15 protein-coding genes are annotated in these 16,449 nt (G+C 74.0%); 6 read left to right on the top strand and 9 right to left on the bottom strand.

Features of this window, described 5'->3' with window-relative positions:
* Positions 1–150: 150 nt before the first annotated feature.
* The 4 genes from ACIPYQ_RS32260 (at position 151) to ACIPYQ_RS32245 (ending at position 3,475) form a co-directional block, all read left to right on the top strand.
* On the top strand, positions 151–1,152 hold the full coding sequence (locus ACIPYQ_RS32260) for an RNA ligase family protein (RefSeq protein ID WP_401257599.1): 1,002 nt from the start codon (positions 151–153) through the stop codon (positions 1,150–1,152).
* Between the two features lie 52 nt (positions 1,153–1,204).
* On the top strand, positions 1,205–1,708 hold the full coding sequence (locus ACIPYQ_RS32255; RefSeq protein WP_401257597.1) for a hypothetical protein: 504 nt from the start codon (positions 1,205–1,207) through the stop codon (positions 1,706–1,708).
* A 425-nt stretch (positions 1,709–2,133) separates the two neighbouring features.
* Positions 2,134–2,484: a hypothetical protein gene (locus ACIPYQ_RS32250; RefSeq protein WP_361755786.1), complete on the top strand. Its 351-nt coding sequence runs from the start codon at positions 2,134–2,136 to the stop codon at positions 2,482–2,484.
* Positions 2,485–2,695: 211 nt separating this feature from the next.
* Positions 2,696–3,475: an NADPH-dependent F420 reductase gene (locus ACIPYQ_RS32245; RefSeq protein WP_401257766.1), complete on the top strand. Its 780-nt coding sequence runs from the start codon at positions 2,696–2,698 to the stop codon at positions 3,473–3,475.
* Positions 3,476–3,509: 34 nt separating this feature from the next.
* On the opposite strand, the gene ACIPYQ_RS32240 is transcribed toward ACIPYQ_RS32245, so the two are convergent.
* Together ACIPYQ_RS32240 and ACIPYQ_RS32235 are read right to left on the bottom strand one after the other, a co-directional pair.
* Positions 3,510–4,025 (bottom strand): hypothetical protein, encoded by a 516-nt coding sequence (locus ACIPYQ_RS32240; protein ID WP_401257595.1) that lies wholly within the window; start codon positions 4,023–4,025, stop codon positions 3,510–3,512.
* 153 nt (positions 4,026–4,178) lie between these two features.
* Entirely contained in the window at positions 4,179–5,546 is a 1,368-nt protein-coding gene (locus ACIPYQ_RS32235; RefSeq protein WP_401257593.1) for a pyridoxal phosphate-dependent decarboxylase family protein, read from the bottom strand.
* Positions 5,547–5,665: 119 nt separating this feature from the next.
* On the opposite strand from ACIPYQ_RS32235, the gene ACIPYQ_RS32230 reads away from it, so the two are divergent.
* The gene (locus tag ACIPYQ_RS32230) at positions 5,666–6,199 is read left to right on the top strand and encodes a GNAT family N-acetyltransferase (RefSeq protein WP_401257591.1); all 534 of its coding nucleotides are present in this window, start codon (positions 5,666–5,668) and stop codon (positions 6,197–6,199) included.
* 28 nt (positions 6,200–6,227) lie between these two features.
* Positions 6,228–6,800: a GNAT family N-acetyltransferase gene (locus ACIPYQ_RS32225; RefSeq protein WP_401257589.1), complete on the top strand. Its 573-nt coding sequence runs from the start codon at positions 6,228–6,230 to the stop codon at positions 6,798–6,800.
* A 22-nt stretch (positions 6,801–6,822) separates the two neighbouring features.
* Here the strand turns inward: ACIPYQ_RS32225 and ACIPYQ_RS32220 are convergent, their stop codons facing one another.
* The 7 genes from ACIPYQ_RS32220 to ACIPYQ_RS32190 form a co-directional block, all read right to left on the bottom strand.
* Complete coding sequence (locus ACIPYQ_RS32220; protein WP_401257588.1) at positions 6,823–8,589, bottom strand: hypothetical protein; 1,767 nt, start codon at positions 8,587–8,589, stop codon at positions 6,823–6,825.
* Positions 8,590–8,613: 24 nt separating this feature from the next.
* A complete protein-coding gene (locus ACIPYQ_RS32215; RefSeq protein WP_401257586.1) occupies positions 8,614–9,186 on the bottom strand; it encodes an NADPH-dependent FMN reductase in 573 nt (190 codons plus the stop codon).
* A 101-nt stretch (positions 9,187–9,287) separates the two neighbouring features.
* A complete protein-coding gene (locus ACIPYQ_RS32210) occupies positions 9,288–10,904 on the bottom strand; it encodes a serine/threonine-protein kinase (protein WP_401257584.1) in 1,617 nt (538 codons plus the stop codon).
* A 119-nt stretch (positions 10,905–11,023) separates the two neighbouring features.
* Positions 11,024–11,788: a PIG-L deacetylase family protein gene (locus tag ACIPYQ_RS32205; protein WP_401257582.1), complete on the bottom strand. Its 765-nt coding sequence runs from the start codon at positions 11,786–11,788 to the stop codon at positions 11,024–11,026.
* Positions 11,789–11,847: 59 nt separating this feature from the next.
* The gene (gene hemC, locus ACIPYQ_RS32200; RefSeq protein ID WP_401257580.1) at positions 11,848–12,804 is read right to left on the bottom strand and encodes a hydroxymethylbilane synthase; all 957 of its coding nucleotides are present in this window, start codon (positions 12,802–12,804) and stop codon (positions 11,848–11,850) included.
* 240 nt (positions 12,805–13,044) lie between these two features.
* Positions 13,045–13,536, bottom strand: a complete 492-nt coding sequence (locus ACIPYQ_RS32195; protein ID WP_401257578.1) for a MarR family winged helix-turn-helix transcriptional regulator — start codon at positions 13,534–13,536, stop codon at positions 13,045–13,047.
* A gap of 81 nt (positions 13,537–13,617) precedes the next feature.
* On the bottom strand, positions 13,618–16,389 hold the full coding sequence (locus ACIPYQ_RS32190) for a glycosyl hydrolase 2 galactose-binding domain-containing protein (RefSeq protein WP_401257576.1): 2,772 nt from the start codon (positions 16,387–16,389) through the stop codon (positions 13,618–13,620).
* Between the last annotated feature and the right edge of the window lie 60 nt (positions 16,390–16,449).

Here is a 16,449-nt window from a genome sequence, read left to right as displayed (position 1 = left end):
CCACACTAGAAGGCGCCCACCTCGCACGTTCCGGTCGGGGATCCCTTCGGGCCCGACCGCGCGGGCGTGGCCCCGGACCACCGGACCGGGGACCGGCCCCGCCACGGAAAACCCGTGCTCCGCACCCGTCGCGCTCGCTACCATCGCGCGGTGCACCCCGAACCACGCCCCTGGGCCCCGTATCCGAAGATCCCCGCCAACCGCCGGCTGGGAGAGGCCCGCGGACGGGACTGGGTCGCCCACGAGAAGATCCACGGCGCCAACTTCGCCGTCGTGTGCGACGAGGCGGGCGCACATCCGGCCAAGCGGCGCGAGCTCCTCGCGGACGCCGGACTGGACGAGTTCTTCGGCGTCGGCCGGATCTGGCCCGCCCTCGCGGTCGCGGCGACCCGCTGCGCCCAGGCCCTGCGCACGGAGTGCGGGGCCGCGTCCTCGGCGGTCGTCACCCTCTACGGCGAACTCGCGGGCGGCCACTACCCCCACCCCGACGTCCCGCCGACCCGGGGCGCGGAACCCGTACAGACCGGCGTCTGGTACGCCCCCGACCTGCTCTGGCTGCCCTTCGACGCGACCGTCGCCGACGGGGACGGCCCGCGCTGGGTCGCCGACCGGACGCTGCGCGCGGCGGCGGACGCGGCCGGCCTGGTCTGCGTCCCGCTGCTGGCCGAAGGCCCGATCGCCCGGCTCCAGGAACTGCCGGTGGTCTTCCCCACCCGGCTGCCCGGCCTACTGGGCCTGCCCGCCCTGCCGGACAACCTCGCGGAAGGCCTGGTCGTCAAGCCCGCAGGAGAGACCCGGGAGCCCGGCCGGCCCATGGCCAAGTTCAAGCAGCCCGCCTTCGCCGAGGACGAGCGCTTCGACGGCTCGCGCCCCTACCAGGCACCCGCCGACGGCGCGGCCGGCGTCCCCGGCTGGCTGCTCGCGCACGGCACCAGCCTGCTCACCCCGGCCCGGGCCGCGTCGGCCGTGAGCAAGCTGGGGCCCCGTACCCCGCCGCGAGACCTGGCCGCCGAGATAGCCCGCGACGCCGCCGAGGAGGTCGCGGAGGCCCTGGGCGGTCTGGACGAGACGACGCAGCGCGCACTGGAGGACTCCCTGCACGCCGGGGCCCTGTCCCTGGCCCGCTTCGACGCGGCCGACCGCCGCGTCTGACGGGCACGGGGTGGGAGGCGGTCGGCCCGCCGGCGCTGTGCATACTGCTGCCATGAAGTCCCCGCCCGCCCAGCGCATCCACCTGATGATCACCTTCGTCCTGGTGACGTGCGGTGCGGTCGCGGGAGCCTGCGCCGGTCTGCTCCTGTCCGGCCGGCTGATGGCCCTGATCTGCGCCGGCGCGGCCGGCCTGGGCGCGGGTGCGGGGTCGTACCTCTCCCGCCGCCAGGTCTTCGCCTTCCTCAAGCCCGAGCGTGAGGACGGAGTTCCGGCCGACGGCTACGCGGAGGGCCTCTCCGACGCGACCCTCGTGTGCATCGCGACCTACCAGGCCGCCGTCTTCCCCCTCACCCCCGACGGGGTGACCGAAGCCGAGCGTACGGCCCGCCGGACGATGGCCTACCGGATCGCCGCCTACGAGGGCCTGCCGCACCCCGTGCAGACCTCGGCGGCCGCCGCCCTCGAAGCCATCGACGAGGGCCTGGACGCCAAACGGGCGGAGAACGCGATGAAGGCGCTGTCCCTCACCGTCTACGACAACCGCCGCGGCCGCTGACCGCTCCGGTGCCACGGAACGCGGGGGCGGTGACCGGACGGGCCCAACCAGGCGTCCGGTCCCGCCGGCCGGGGGAGGAGCCGAGGGCCCGGGGAGTGATGGACTTCCCCGGACCCTCGCGCCGCTGATGCCGCGGGGGACGCGGGTGTGTATCTGCGACAGATAGAGAAACGATTCACCGTGGCCGCGGTTACGCGCCGGACCGAAAAGAATCGGCCGGACCCCTCCGAGGCGGCCCCGGGCACCCCGCGGCCGTGGTCGCCGGCGCACCCGGCCGGTCCGGCCGGGTCCCCCGCGCGGGTGTCTCCCAGCCGCCATCCGCCGCCGCGTTCATCCAGTCGGCCGAGCAGCGGAAGCCACCCGGGCCCCGCCGGGCCCACGCTGTGTGCAAGGACCGCCACCACCGCACAGACGAGGACCGCACCATGTCCCACAGGCGACGTTTCAGCATCCTCGCGGGGGCCGCAGCACTCCTGCTGACCGCCACCGCCTGCTCGGGCCTGGGTCGGAACACCGTGGGCATGCTCACCTTCCGCGGCCACGACTCGCCGGTGGAGGTGAGCTACTCCAACACCCTGGTCACGGGCTGCCACAGGATCGCCATCCCCAAGGGCGCCACCCATGTCGAGAACAACACCCTCGTCGACGTCGTGCTGTACCGGACGGAGGACTGCAGGAAGACCGACCGGGCCGACGGCATCTACGTGGCCACCACCCTTTCGAACGTGACGGCCCCCGAAAGCCTGCCCTGGCGCAGTTTCAGCGTCATCCACTGAACCACCGCCGCCCGTAAGAAGGGCTGCCGGGAGGCGGTCCGCTTGGCTGAGGGCTTGGACATCGGCTGAGCCTTTCCCCGTGCTGCGTGGCTGAACGGGCCGACGCGCCCCCGGAACCGCCCGGTTCTCGGAATGTGAGAAACGGCCGAAAAGTCACGCCTGCACGTGCGCAGGGCAGGCGGCAGGCGGCCCCGCGCGCCGATCGGCCCTCCTGTCGCGGCGCGATCCCGTCGCTCGTGCGGGGGACAGTCGCACGGGACCGGAATGCCGCGCCGACGCCGGAAGTTGGCACGAGCGCGACACTGACCCGGCAGGCACAGGAGGGCTCATGAAGATCGGCATCATCGGCGCGGGCAACATCGGCGGGAACCTCACCCGCCGGCTCACCGCCCTCGGGCACGACGTCTCCGTGGCGAACTCGCGCGGCCCCGCGACCCTGGCAGCCCTCGCGGAGGAGACCGGCGCCACCCCCGTCACCGTGCGGGAAGCCGCACGCGGCGCCGAGATCGTCGTGGTCACCATCCCCTTCAAGAACGTGCCGGACCTGCCCGCCGGCCTCTTCGACGAGGCCGCCGAGGGCTTCACCGTCATCGACACCGGCAACTACTACCCGCAGCAGCGCGACGGCCGGATCGCCGGCGTCGAGGACGACGGCCTGACCGAGAGCCGCTGGACCGAGCGGCAGCTCGGACGCCGCGTCATCAAGGCCTTCAACGGCACCTACGCCCAGGACATCCTCGACCGGCACCGCCCGGCGGGCGCGCCCGACCGGATCGCACTGCCGGTCGCGGGCGACGACGAGGCGGGGAAGAAGGCCGTCCGCGCCCTCATCGAGGAGCTCGGCTTCGACACCGTGGACGCGGGCGGCATCGACGACTCCTGGCGCCAGCAGCCCGAAACCCCCGTCTACGGACTCCGGGAAGGCGTCGACGGGGTCACCAAGGCCCTCGCCGCAGCCTCCCCGGTCCGCCCCGAGTCCTTCCGGGGCTGATCGCCGGCGCAAGATCCTCCCCGGGGGCGGGGGTTCAGCAGTCCATCGAGGAGCCGTCCAGGGCGGACTCCACGGCCACGAGGACTTCCCCGGGCCCTGCGGACCCCACCCGGAGCAGGGCCGGCTCGCCCGCCACGTCCTTGCGGAAGCACATGCCGGAGACGGTCCGGAACCGGTCCGCGGCCTTCGCGCGCGTGCCGACCGGCTTCCATCCGTCCGCCGCCGCGGTGTCCCAGTAGTGGGTGATCAGCGGCCCGACGTCTCCGCCGTGGGTGTACACGCTGTTCGCGGTCATCCAGGGTTCCCCGCTGTCGTCCATGCACTCGGCACCGGTCCGCTCCGCCACGGGGGCCGTCCCGGCCGCGGCAGCCGGCACCGCGGCGGAGACCCGCGCCAGCCGCTCCCGTGCGCCGGGCTCCTGGCATGCGCCCTCCGAGCCGTAGAAGAGCATGTAGAACGACCCGGCCAGCAGGCCGAGTCCGGACACGCAGCCGAAGGTGATGGTCACGCCCAGGATCAGGTCACGGCGCGGGGAACGTACCGGAATCACGGTGTCGCGTCTCTTCTCTGTCCGACCGCCGGAACCGCGGTCCCGGAGGGTCTTCCAGGTCTTCGTACGAGCGAGGAGATGCTAGACGCGCGCCCGCATCCGCGTGCGGGAGGGGTGGCCCGTGGCCGGGGCTGCGGCACGGTGGCCCGCGGATCAGGCGCCGGCGGACGCGCGCCGGATCGCGTCGAGCGCCCGCGTCACATCCTCGTCGGTCGTCGACCAGTTGCTCACCGAGATCCGCATGACGCGCCGGCCGTGCCAAGTGGAGCCGCTGATCCACGCCGTGCCGTCGTCGAGCAGCCGGGCGAGCACCCGGTCCGTGCGCGCGTCGTCGCCGAACTCGGCGCAGACCTGCGTGAACACCACGTCGTTGAGGACCGTCGCGCCGTCGATCGCGGCGATGCCCGCGGCGAACTCGGACGCGTGACGGCACAGCCGGTCGACGAGATCGGCCACCCCCGACCGGCCGAGGGACCTGAGCACGGCCCACACGGTGAAGGCCCGGCCGCGCCGGGAGAGTTCGGGGACCTTGTCGGTGGGATCGCCGTGTTCGTGCTGGATGAGGTAGTCCCCTTGCTCTCCCATCGCGGCCCGCATCGCGAGCGGATCGCGCACGATGGCGAGTCCGCAGTCGTAGGGGACGTTCAGGGTCTTGTGGGCGTCCGTCGCCCAGGAGTCGGCGTCCGCGCAGCCCGCCGTCAGGTGTGCGTGGCGGGGGGAGGCGGCCGCCCACAGCCCGAAGGCGCCGTCGACGTGCACCCACGCGCCCGCCTCGCGCGCGGCGCGGATCGTCTCGGCGAAGGGATCGAAGGCGCCGGAATGGATGTCTCCGGCCTGGAGGACCACGATCGTAGGCCCCCGGCCGCCCTCCGCCAGGGTGCGCCGCAGGGCCTCCGGCCCGATGCGCCCCTGGTCGTCCGCCTCCACCAGCCGGGGCCTGCCCAGCCCCAGGTAGCGCAGCGCCAGGTCCACGGACATGTGACGGCCCTCGCCGGCGAGGACGCGTACGGGCGGCCCACCCACGAGCCCGTCGCGGGCGATGTTCCAGCCGGTGTCCCGCAGCACCGCGTCCCGCCCGGCGGCGAGGCACGTGAAGTTCGCCATCGTGGCACCCGTGGTGAAGCCGACCGAGCTGTCACCGGGCAGACCGAGCAGACCGAGCAGCCACGCACCGGCGATGTCCTCCGCCGCGGTGTACGCGGGCGAGACGGCGCGCATCACGCAGTTCTGGTCCCAGGCGCTGACCAGCCAGTCCGTGGCCAGCGCCGCGGGTTCGGTGCCGCCGATCACGAACCCGTAGAAACGGCCGCTCGGGAAGGCGGTCAGCCCCGGCTCACAGGCGGTGGCCAGCAGATCGACGACGTCGGCGGGGGCGCTGGGACCCTCGGGCAGTTCGACGCCGAGCGCGCGCACGATCTCGTCGACCGAAGCGCGTGCGGGAACCCGGCGGTCGGACAGGCTCGCCAGCCAGCGGACGGCATGGTCATGAGCCCGTCGGAGCGCCGCCTCGCGCGCGTCCATACCTCGGACTATGGGACAGGTGCCGACGTCCCGCAAGCCGCGCGAGGCTCCGGATGATCATCACCACACTCCCGACCGCGGCCTGGCCGGGTGAGGGCCGGAAAGGCGATCATGGCCATATGACCGATCACGCCGCCTTACCCCATCCGACCGCGGTGCGCCTCGCGCACTACACGAAGACCGAGCAGAACCGGATCCTCGGCGACGGCCCGGACCCCTTCGGCGTCGCCGACGCCGGCCTCACCTGGCTCCCCAAGGAGGACCACTTCGGTGTCCTGGAGGGCGACCGCCTCGTGGCCCACGCCGGTCTGCTGAGACTGCCCCTGTCGATCGGCGCAGTGGACACCGAGGTGATGGGCGTCGGCGGAGTGGCCGTCGCGCCGGACGTACGAGGACGTGGACTGGCCCGGACGGTCCTGACGGCCGCTCTGGACCACGCCCGGACCACGGGACTTCGGCACGCCCTGCTCTTCTGCCGGCCGTCCCTCGTCCCCCTCTACCAACGGCTCGGCTGGCGCACGCTCGACCAGGACGTCCGCGTCGAACAGCCGGGCGGGACCGTGACGATGCCGCTGCGGACCATGACGACCCCGCTGCGGGCCGATGCGCACTGGCCCGACGGCCCGGTCCACCTGCGCTCGCTCCCGATGTGAGCGCCGTGCACCGTGTCATGGTGGTGTCATGACCATCGAGGTACGCCCGGCTTCGGACTTCGCGAACGTCCGCGCCCTGCTCGGCCCGAAGTCGGCCGGGGCCAACGTCTGCTGGTGCCTGAGCTACCGGATCCCGTCCAAGCTGAACAACGAGCTGCGCGGACCGGCCCGGGGCGAGCTCGTCGCCCGGCTCTGCGGTGAGCAACCCCCTCCGGGAGTGATCGCCTACGACGGCGACGAGCCCGTCGGCTGGGCCGCGGTGGCGCCGCGCTCGGACACCTCCTTTGCGCGCAGCCGCAAGATCCCGCAGGTCGACGACCTGCCCGTCTGGTCACTGTGGTGCATCCGGGTCCGTCCCGGCCACCGGAAGCAGGGCATCTCGCACGCCCTCATCGCCGGCGCGGTCGAGTTCGCCCGTACCCACGGCGCGCCGGCCGTCGAGGCGTACCCCCTCGACAACGGTGACGCCAAGGTCGACCTGACGATGGCGTACGCCGGGATCCGGAAGAACTTCGAACGGGCCGGCTTCACCCACGCCGCCGACACGACCTCGGTGCTGGCCGGCCATCCCCGCGTCCTGATGCGGCTCGACCTGCGCTGACCGCCTGCCTCGGGTGCCGGAGTCAGTCCATGGCCGCCAGGGCGGTGCGCACGACGCGGCAGAGTTCCTCGTCGCGCAGGATGTCCCCGCCGTAGCGGCGCTCCGAGGCGAGGACCTCCGTGAGCGGGGGCACGGCCGCCGCGGCGGGTCGGCCGATCGCTCCGAGGGCGGTCACGACCCGGAGGACGAGCGGACCCGCCCGGTGCTCCGACAGCGGGTGCAGCTCGGGAAGCAGGGTCGCGACCGCGGTCTCGGCGTCCCCGGTCAGCCGCCACCAGGCCTCGGCCGCGCCGACCCGGGTCCATTCGCCCAGGCTGCCCAGCAGCGGCTTGAGGGCGTCCGCGTACCCGGCCGCGAGCGGGCCCAGCTCGGCCAGGTGGGACAGGACCGGCCGGGCCAGCCCGCCCCGGGTGGCCGCGCCGAGGGCGTCGAGCGCCGGCCCCGGGTCACCCGTGACGCGCCAGTACGCCCAGGCGGCGGTCTGGACACCGTGCCAGCGGCGCGGCTCCCGGTCCTCGCTCCCTGCGAAGCGCCGCGGGCGCAGTTCGCCCTTCGCGAGGGCGGCCAGCAGATCCGCGGCGTCGACCGCGCCCGGACCGATCCGGCCCAGGACGCCCGCGGCCGTGCGCGCGTACGGGGTGTCGAGCAGCCCCATGAGCTCCGGCACCGCCGGCGCGGCGGCAGGACCCCAGCCGGTGAGGATGCGCAGGACGCGTTCCGTCCGCCGCCCCGCGAGCTGCACCAGCAGGGCGGGCATGACGCTCGGGGCCCACTCCACCGGCAGGGACTCGACCTCCATCCAGGAGCTGTCGGCACGCTTGAGGTACCACGGCAGGGCGCGCGGGTCGCCGATACCCATCAGGGCGCGTACGAGATGGTCGGCGCGCTCACCCGCCCTCCAGCGGTGCGGGACCAGGAGGTCGGCGTACGGCGCGACCGCCGATCCGCCCCGGCCGACGATGCCGTGTGCCTCGTGCGACGTGAGGATTTCGTCGTCGGACAGGCCGGCGAGGACCGTCTCCCACGTCCCGGCCGCCGGGGTGCGCCACCTGCGCAGCCGGGCGCCTGCCTCCTTGACGGTCGCGCGACGCTCGTCGGGGCTCCGGGTGAGCGGGGTCGCCGTCGTCGTGGCGGTCGCCGTGGCTGTGGTCGTGGGCGCCCCGTCGGGTGTGGCGCCACCTGACGTCAGCCGCGCGCTCCGGGCGGCCAGTCGGACGTGCGGATCGTAGTGGCGCAGCCAGGGGTCCAGCCAGCCGGGAGGCCCGGACGCGCCGAGTGCCGCGAGCACTTCGCCCGCCGCGATCAGGTGGCGGGCCAGCGTGGCGGGGTCGGTCTCCACCGTGGCCTGCCGTCGCAGTGCCTCCAAGGTCGCGGGGTCGGCGGCGCGGACCTCCTCGATCGCCCGGGCCGCGGACGAGCGCACCCCGGCCCTGCTGTCGGCCAGGAGTCCCGCCGCGGCGCGCTGGCCGTCGACCAGCACCTCCGACATACCGGGGGCCTCCGCCCGGAAGGCGCCCACGCGCAGCATCACGGCGCGGGCCGCGACCAGGTCGAGCACACCGGTCCGGCCCGCCTCGTCCAGTTGCGCAAGCAGGTCCAGCAACCGCCGCAGCACGGCGACGACGAGCTCCGGAGGGTCCGTCCAGCGCAGCCGGTAGTCCAACGCCGACCACGGGACCCGTCCGCTGCCGGGCGTCACCAGCCCGCGCAGCAGGCCGGGTATCTCCTCCCGCCCCTCGCGCACCTTCTCCAGGACGTGCCAGGGCGTCCCGCCCCCCGTTCCGCTCATGATCGGCAGCGTAGTACGCGGTCCTCACGAGGCTTCGCGCCACTCCGCCTCGCGCTCACGTGCCGTGCGGAGGGCGTCGGCCCACCAGACCAGGTCGTCGAGCATCGTCACGGCCGCCTTCCCGGCCGCGTCGGTGTCGTGGGGGCGGCCGGACTCGTCGAACGGGAACTGGTGGAAGCTGACGGTCTCGCGGATGGTGGCGGCGGCCAGCTCGGCGAAGACCAGGCGCAGTTGCTCGACGGCGCGCAGCCCGCCCGACAGCCCGCCGTACGAAACGAAGCCGACGGGCTTGCGCGCCCAGACGCGCCCCGCGATGTCGATCGCCTGCTTCAGCGAGGCCGGGAAGGAGTGGTTGTACTCGGGGGTGAGCAGCACGTAGGCGTCCGCCTCGGCGAGGCGCCGGACGAAGGCCCGGCCGCGTGGCGCGAGGTCATGGGTCCAGTGGGCGGGGAGGTCGGCGTCGACCAGGTCGATCACGGTGAGCTCGATGTCGGAGCGGTCGGCGGCGACGCCTTCGAACCAGCGGGCGACCGTCGGGCCGAACCGGCCTTCCCGGGTGCTGCCGACGACGAGCGCGATACGCAAGGGAGAAGTCATGACCACAGGTGTACGACCTCAAGCCCGCTTGAGGTCAACGCCGGCTCAGCGACGCCGGCTCAGCGACGGCGGCTCAGCGACGGCGGTTCAGCGACGGCGGTTCAGCGACGCCGCGTCAGAGCTGCGGGCGCGCCGGCCGACTGCGCTCCCTCCGACTCCAGCGTCAGCCGGTCCGGTTCCGCCATGGTCAGCACGTAGAGGTTGCCCTTGGGACAGTCGAATGTGGCCGTCTGGTCGGTCGGGTGGCTGGTCACCGCCTCGAAGACCGCGCTGTCCCGACGGATCTGCCGCAGCTGAAGGGCCTCCGTGCACCCGAGGTTCCGTCCCGTGGAGACCTCCTTGAGGTCGCTGACCTGCCGTCCCACGAGCTCGCCCACGGCTGCGGCGTGCAGGGTGACCGTGACGGAGAAATCACCGGCGCGTGCCCGGGTGATGCCGTCCGCCTCCGGCGTTCCGGGGCCGACGCCGGACCACGTACCGACCCACGATTCCGGCAGCGCCGCAGCGGAGGGGGAGGCGGACGAGGACGGTGTGGGCGAGGTGGCGGGAGGCGCGGCCTTGTCGCCGTCCCCGCCCCACGGAAGCCGGACGGCCAGCGCGACGACCGCGACGAGCACGGCGGCACCCGCGACCGCCGTGATCACCCGGGGCCGACGGGACACCCACCCGCCGACGCGCCCGTCGGGAACGGGAGTCGGCGTGGGGGACGGCAGCGGAGTGCCCGGAGCCGTCGCAGGCGGCTGCGGCGGGGCGGCCGGCGAAGGGCCCGTACCTCCGGGGGCGTAGGCGGGCGGCTGGGGTGTGGTGAGGAGCCGACGGAGTTCGGCCTCCCGGCGCCCGACCTCCGCCACCAGAGCCGCCGGGACCGCCCCGCCCCATGCATCATCGAGCCCTTCGTCCGCCTCGGGGGCGCCGAGCCGCTCCCGCAGCTCCTCGGCGGTCGGGCGCCGCTCCGGGGCCTTGGCCAGGCACTCCCGGACGAGCGCGAGAAGCACGTCCGGTACGCCGTCGAGCAGCGGCTCGTCGTGCACGATCCGGTAGAGGAGGGCGGGCAGTTCCAGCTCCTCGCCGTCCGCGACGAACGGGCCGCGCCCGGTGGCCGCGTACACGAGGACGGCGGCCAGGGAGAACACGTCGGCCGGCGCCGAGGCCACGGATCCGGTCGCCTGCTCCGGCGAGAGGAAACCGGGGGTGCCGATGACCGCCCCCGTCTGCGTGTAGCGGGGGTCGCGTACCGCGCGGGCGATGCCGAAGTCGATGAGGAAGGGCCGTTCCCGGCCCAGCAGCACGTTCGCCGGCTTGATGTCGCGGTGGACCACCCCGGCCGCGCGTACGGTGACCAGCGCGGCCGACAGCTCCCGGGCCAGGGCCCCCACGGCCGCCGCGGGCAGCGGCCCGTACCGGTGGACCCAGTCGCCCAGCGACGGAGCGGCGACGTACTCCGTCGCCAGCCACTGCGGCGACGCCCCGGGCTGGCCGAAGTCCACCACCGAGACCGTCCACGCGCTGCGCACGCGGTCGTTGGTGCGTATCTCCCGGTCGAACCGCTCGGCGAAGTCCGGCTGCAGGCTCAGATCCCGGTGCACGGTCTTCAGGGCCAGCGGCCGCCCGGAGGCCGTCCGGGCCAGGAACACCTCGCCCATTCCTCCCGCGCCGAGCCGCGCCAGCAGACGGTACCCGCCGATCTCCGGAGGGTCACCGGGCAGCAAAGACTCCACCGACTCCACCTGTCCCCACGACCGTTGCCGACCCGCCCCGTACGGACCAGCCGCTGGGCCACCCTAAAGGACGAGCGCTCCCGGAGCCCCTGCCGGGCCGGACATCCCCCAGGGGCAGCTCAGACGGTCAGCTCACGCGATCCACCCGGCATCGGCCGGACGGCCAGGCGGGTGTACCACTCCGTCGCGAGGATGCGCTCGCGGGCATCGGCGGGAAGGCGGGAGAGGATTCCGGGCAGTGAGCGACGGCGTTCCATCTCGCTCCGGTGCGCGGCGATGGCGGCCCACTTCGCCTCCAGCCACGGACGTACGTCGACGGTCGCGCCGACCCGCTCGTCCGGGACGCTGCGCACGGTCTTCCCGACGTCGGCCAGCAGCGCCCCCAGCTCGCCGACGCCCGCGTGCGGATGGGTGGCCAGGCAGAGGACGGCGGGCTGCCAGGGTTCCCCCGCCTCGGGATGGAGGTGTTCGAGGCCGGCGGCGTGCACGGCCAGCAGGGTGACCCGGTGGGTGTGGACGTGATCGGGGTGCCCGGTCAGCTGACCGTACTCGTCGTGGGTGACGACGATGTCGGGCCGGACCTCGCGTACGTGGCGTACGAGCCGTGCCACTGCCTCGTCGAGCGGTGCGTCGACGAACCGCGGCCGCCCCGGCGCCGATGCGGGCACGCGGGCGTCCGCGTACTCCAGCAGCCTCGGCTCGCCGGCGCCCAGGATGCGGAGGGCGTCGGCGAGTTCGGCGGCGCGGTGGCTGCCCGGCGTCCAGGTCGCGGTGACGACGGCCGTACGCGCGCCCGAGGCGGCGTGCCGGGCGAGCACGCCGCCCGCGAGCAGGGACTCGTCGTCGGGGTGGGCGAAGACGCCCAGCAGGCTCGGCAAGGGCATGGTTCTGGTTCCTCCGGACGGGTGTGAGCGGGCGGGGCGAACGGGTGCTCAGCCGGGTGTCACGGCCGGGCGCCGAGGAGTCGGCCGGCACCCGCGTCGAGCAGCCGCTGCCCGGCGCGGAGTCCGGTGCCGACGGGGTCGTCGGCGGGTCCGGTCGCGCCGGCACGCAGGGGTGCGCCGCCGCCCGGATCCAGGACGACCGCGTGCACCGTGACCAGGCGGGCTGTCTCGTCGAGCGTGGCGTGGGCGGAGGCGGCGGTCTGGCATCCGCCGTGCAGGGCGGCGAGCGTGGCGCGTTCGGCCTCGAGGAGGATCTGCGTAGGGGCGTGGGTCAGCGGGGTGAGCAGTGCGCGGGTGGGGAGGTCGTCGGCGCGGTGCTCGATCACCACGATTCCGGCGCCTGCGGCAGGCAGCCACACGGTGGGGTCGAGGATCTCGCAGGCCCGGTCGGCCAGTCCCAGGCGTCGCAGACCGGCCAGGGCGGCGATCATGACCTCCGCGCCGAGCGTGCCGGAGTCGAGCCTGGCCAGCCGGCTGTCGGCGTTCCCCCTGATCGGCACCGGGACCAGGTGGGGGTGGAGGGCGCGCAAGAGGGCGGCGCGCCGGGGCGCGCTGGTGCCGACACGGGTACCGGGCGGCAGGTCGGCCAGCGTGGTGGGCGGCTGCCCGGCGGGCCGGACCAGGACGTCGCGCACGTCCTCACGGGGCAGGACCGCCCCCACGGCGATACCGGGGGCCCGGTCGTGGGCGCCGGGCAGGTCCTTGGCGCAGGCGATGGTGGCTGCTACCCGGCCGTCGAGGAGGTGTTCGTCGGCGCGGCGCGTGAAGGCCCCCTTGCCGCCGATCTCGTGGAGCGGGCCGCGATGCGCGTCGCCCTCGGAGGTGATCTTCACGGTGTCGAGGGTGATGTCCGGGTACGGGGCGCGGAAGGCCAGGGCGAAGCGGCCGGTCTGTTCCATGGCCATGGGGCTGGGCCGGGTGCCGAGCCGGAGGGTCTGGGTCGCGAGGGTGGTCATGACGGGTACGGGCCTCCGGTCTGGGCGGGGCGGTCGGCGGCGTCGGGCCGCCGGGGAACGGCCTGCAGGGGCGCGGCCGCCGAGGCGCCCGTCGAGCGGACTCGCCACGCCCGATATCCGGCCCGGCCCGCCCGGCCGCGTCCCTTCGGCTGCCCAACGGAGTACGGGGTCCGGGTGTTACGGGTCCGCATTCCCCGGACCGGGCCCGGAGGGACCTGGATCCGACGCGGGCCCGAGGGGTCAGGAGCCCACGTCGCCCTCGACGTTGGCGACCATCGTGCGCAACACCTTGAGCGCTGCCACGTACTCCTCGTCGCTGATGCCCTGGTGGACCACGGCGCGCACCTCGGTGACCAGCCCGCGCAGTCGCACCCGCGCAGCCTCCCCGGCGTCCGTGAGGTGCAGGCGCTGCCCGGCGTCCAGCCGGAGCCAGCCGCGGTGCAGCAACTGGTCGATGACCCGGGCGATCTCGTGCGGCCCGTCCGCGAGCGGGGTCAGCTGGGTGACCACCTCCTCACGACTCGGCGCCGCGGTCCCGCCGTTCACGCGGTTGAGCACCCAGTACTGCGGCTGGGTGACGTCGATCCGGGCCATGGCGTCACGCAGATGCCGGGTGACGGCGGCGTGGGCCAACCCGCTCCAGTAGCCGACGGGTTGGGTGGCCAGCACGTCGTCGCCGGCGCCCGGGTCGGCCGGTGCCTGGTCGGTGGTGCTTCCGGTCAACTGTTCCATGTTCGCGACGCTACACCCGGCACCCCCCGGATGATCATGGACATGGCCGCCGCGTGGGAGCCGAGCAGCGGGAGCCGCCGATCAGTTGGCCGGGACCGTGGCCGTCGGCGTGTTCCAGCCGGAGATCCGCAGCCGTGGCGCGGAGCCGCGCAGGTCCGCGGTGCGGTAGGTGGCCGTCAGGGTCGCCGACTCGCCCGGCCACAGGCTGACCTGGTTGTCGCTCCACCGGACCGGCAGCACCGGAGCTCCCTGGGCTCCCACGAGGTGGACGTCGGTGAGCAGGGCCGGCGTGGTGCCCGTACCCGTGTGGCGTACCGTCACCGTCGTCGTGGACGTTCCCGCACCGTCCTCCGTCGTCGAGGAGGTCGCCGTGACCGACGCCTGCTTCATCGAGTTCAGCCCCCGCAGGTCGGCGTAGGAAGTGGTCGGCGTGTAGTACCAGTCGCTGTTGTCGTAGTCGAGGACGTCCGCCCGGGTGGAGAGCCAGTAGACGTTCCGGCTCACCTCGCGCCCGGCGTCGTCGGTCAGCAGCAGCCGGGCCAGGTAGGTGGTGGCCAGGCCGGGCACCGACGCCGGGACCGTGAGCGTGGTGCTGCTCGCGCCGCCGCCCGCGACGCTCAGACCGGTCACCGTCCGGTCGTAGCGTTGCGTGCCGTCCGGGTCGAAGAGCGTCACCCGCGCCGTCAGGCCGGAGGCCGCGGTGTTCCGGTTGTTGACGACCGACACCGAGCGGTTGTCGTACCCGTACTGGACGTGCAGCGGCTCGTTCGCCTTCTTCGCACCGAAGTAGGCGCCGCCCTGGTCGAGGAAGCGGTCCACCAGCTGCCAGTGCAGGGAGGTCCAGCCGCTGTTGAACATCCAGTAGATGACCCCGGTCGACGGCTCGGAGGCGTCCTTGGCGTTGCGCGCGTAGGCCTCGAACTGCGCGCGCACGCTCTCGTACTGGGCGAGCTGCGCCTTGCGCACGTAGTCGTCGAGGCCGGTCGGGGGGCCGTAGCGGCCGGCCAGCGCGGCGCCGTACAGCCTCAGGGTGGCGAAGGTGCGCGAGGGGGAGCGGTGGTACTGGGCGGCGGACGGGTCCTTCCAGAGGGTCTCCAGCTCGGCCGGCGACATCATGCGGCGCAGCGTGTCGAGGGTCGGGACGTCCGGGCCGGCGCTGGTCTCGGAGTTGAAACCGGTGGCGCCGCCCTCCCGCTTCTCGTACCAGTAACCGGGCGGCACCCAGTCGTACGGGCCCGTCATCTTCATGCCGGAGCGCCCGGTGATCGGGGCGGAGGTGTTGGAGGCCGCAGGAACCACGGGGGCCGTCCAGTCGGCGGCCCGCAGCGCGTCGACGTAGCCCCGCTCGATCTCCTCGTTCGGCGCGAAATCGCTGCCGATCAGGAAGGAGATCACGCTGGGGTGGTGGCGGAGCCGGGCCGCCTCGGCGGCCATGGAGGCCCGGGCGACGGGGTAGTCGGGATCGTCCCACACCTCCCCGGCCTCGGTTCCGTTGACCTCGCCCTCCCACTTGCTGCAGCACTCCCAGCCGGGCAGCGTCAGGATCCCGTACCGGTCGGCGAGGTCGAAGAACTCGTCGGGCTCGATGTGCCCTTCCAGGCGGAGGGTGTTCAGGCCCAGGTCGAGGGCGTACTTCAGCCGGTCCTCGACATAGGCGCGGTCCCAGCGCAGGAACTCGTCCGGGGACCAGCCGGCCCCCTTGATCAGCAGCGGACGGCCGTTGATCCGGTACTGCCGGTCGCCGTCCGCGTTCAGCGGCGCCTGCACGTCGCGGATGCCGAACGACTGGTGCGCGGCGTCGGAGGGTGCGCCGTTCACCGTCGCGGTCAGATCGAGGCCGTACAGGGGCTGTTCGCCCATCGTGGCGGGCCACCAGACGCGGGGCGCGGTCAGGCGGAGCGCTGGGTGGTCGGCCGGGGAGAAGACCACCGTCTTCGTCTCGTTCGGGGCCAGGGTGACGCTGCGGCTGACGGGGACCGGTACCTCGGTGCCGGAGACCGTGCCGGACACCACGGTGGTGACCGTGGCGGCCGAGTCGTTGCGCACCCGCGCCTTGACGGTCAGGTCGGCGGAGGCCATCGAGGGCATGGCCAGGGCCGTCACCACGTGCGCGTCGCGCAGGGCGACCGGCCCGCCGCGGCGCACCGTGACGTCACGGACGATGCCCATGTTCTCGTCGGGTGGCGGCTGGAGCCAGTCGAGCCAGCTCATGGTGAGCTGCTTGCGCGGATCGTTGGGCTGGATCCGGAACGCGACCGTATTGGTGCCGTCCTTGATCAGGCCGGTCACGTCGAACTCGTGCCGGGTGTACGCGCCGGCCACGTCGGCCGCGGCGGCGACCCGGTGGCCGTTGACGTAGACGTCGGCGGCGGAGATCACCCCGCTGAAGTCCAGGTAGGTGCGGGCCGCCGTGTCGGTGACGGTGAAGTCGGACCGGTACCACCACGGCACGTCGAAGTCGGCGGCCGCGATCCGCTGCTGCTGGGTGGAGTAGAAGGGATCGGGGTACACACCGGCGGCGAGCAGCGCCGCCAGGACGGTGGAGCGTGCACCGGCCGGATACCAGCCGGTCGCCGGGTAGCCGGGGCTGGAGACGGCGGCCGCGGAGTCGGTGACCTCCTTCGTCGACCGGATGGCGTAGCCGGCCAGGGCCGTCGTGCTGCCCGGGGCCGAGCCGACCGTGGTGACCGCGGTGACCTTGCCGGCCTGCGGACGGGCTCCTGCCCCGGGTCCCGGCGCCGCGGCAGCCGCCTGCGGCACGCGAACCGGATCGGGCGCAGGAGCCGCCAGGGACGGGCCCGCGGCGAGGGTGAGGACCAGACCGAGGCCGACGAGGCCGAGGCGGTGGAACACGGGGCCTCCCGCGGGCCGGGGCAGAGGGACCTGGTGGGACTTCCCCTGGGGTATACCGGC

This window comes from Streptomyces sp. NPDC090045, from assembly GCF_044747975.1.
Lineage (GTDB): Bacteria > Actinomycetota > Actinomycetes > Streptomycetales > Streptomycetaceae > Streptomyces.
This window is presented reverse-complemented; position numbering and strand designations above follow the sequence as displayed.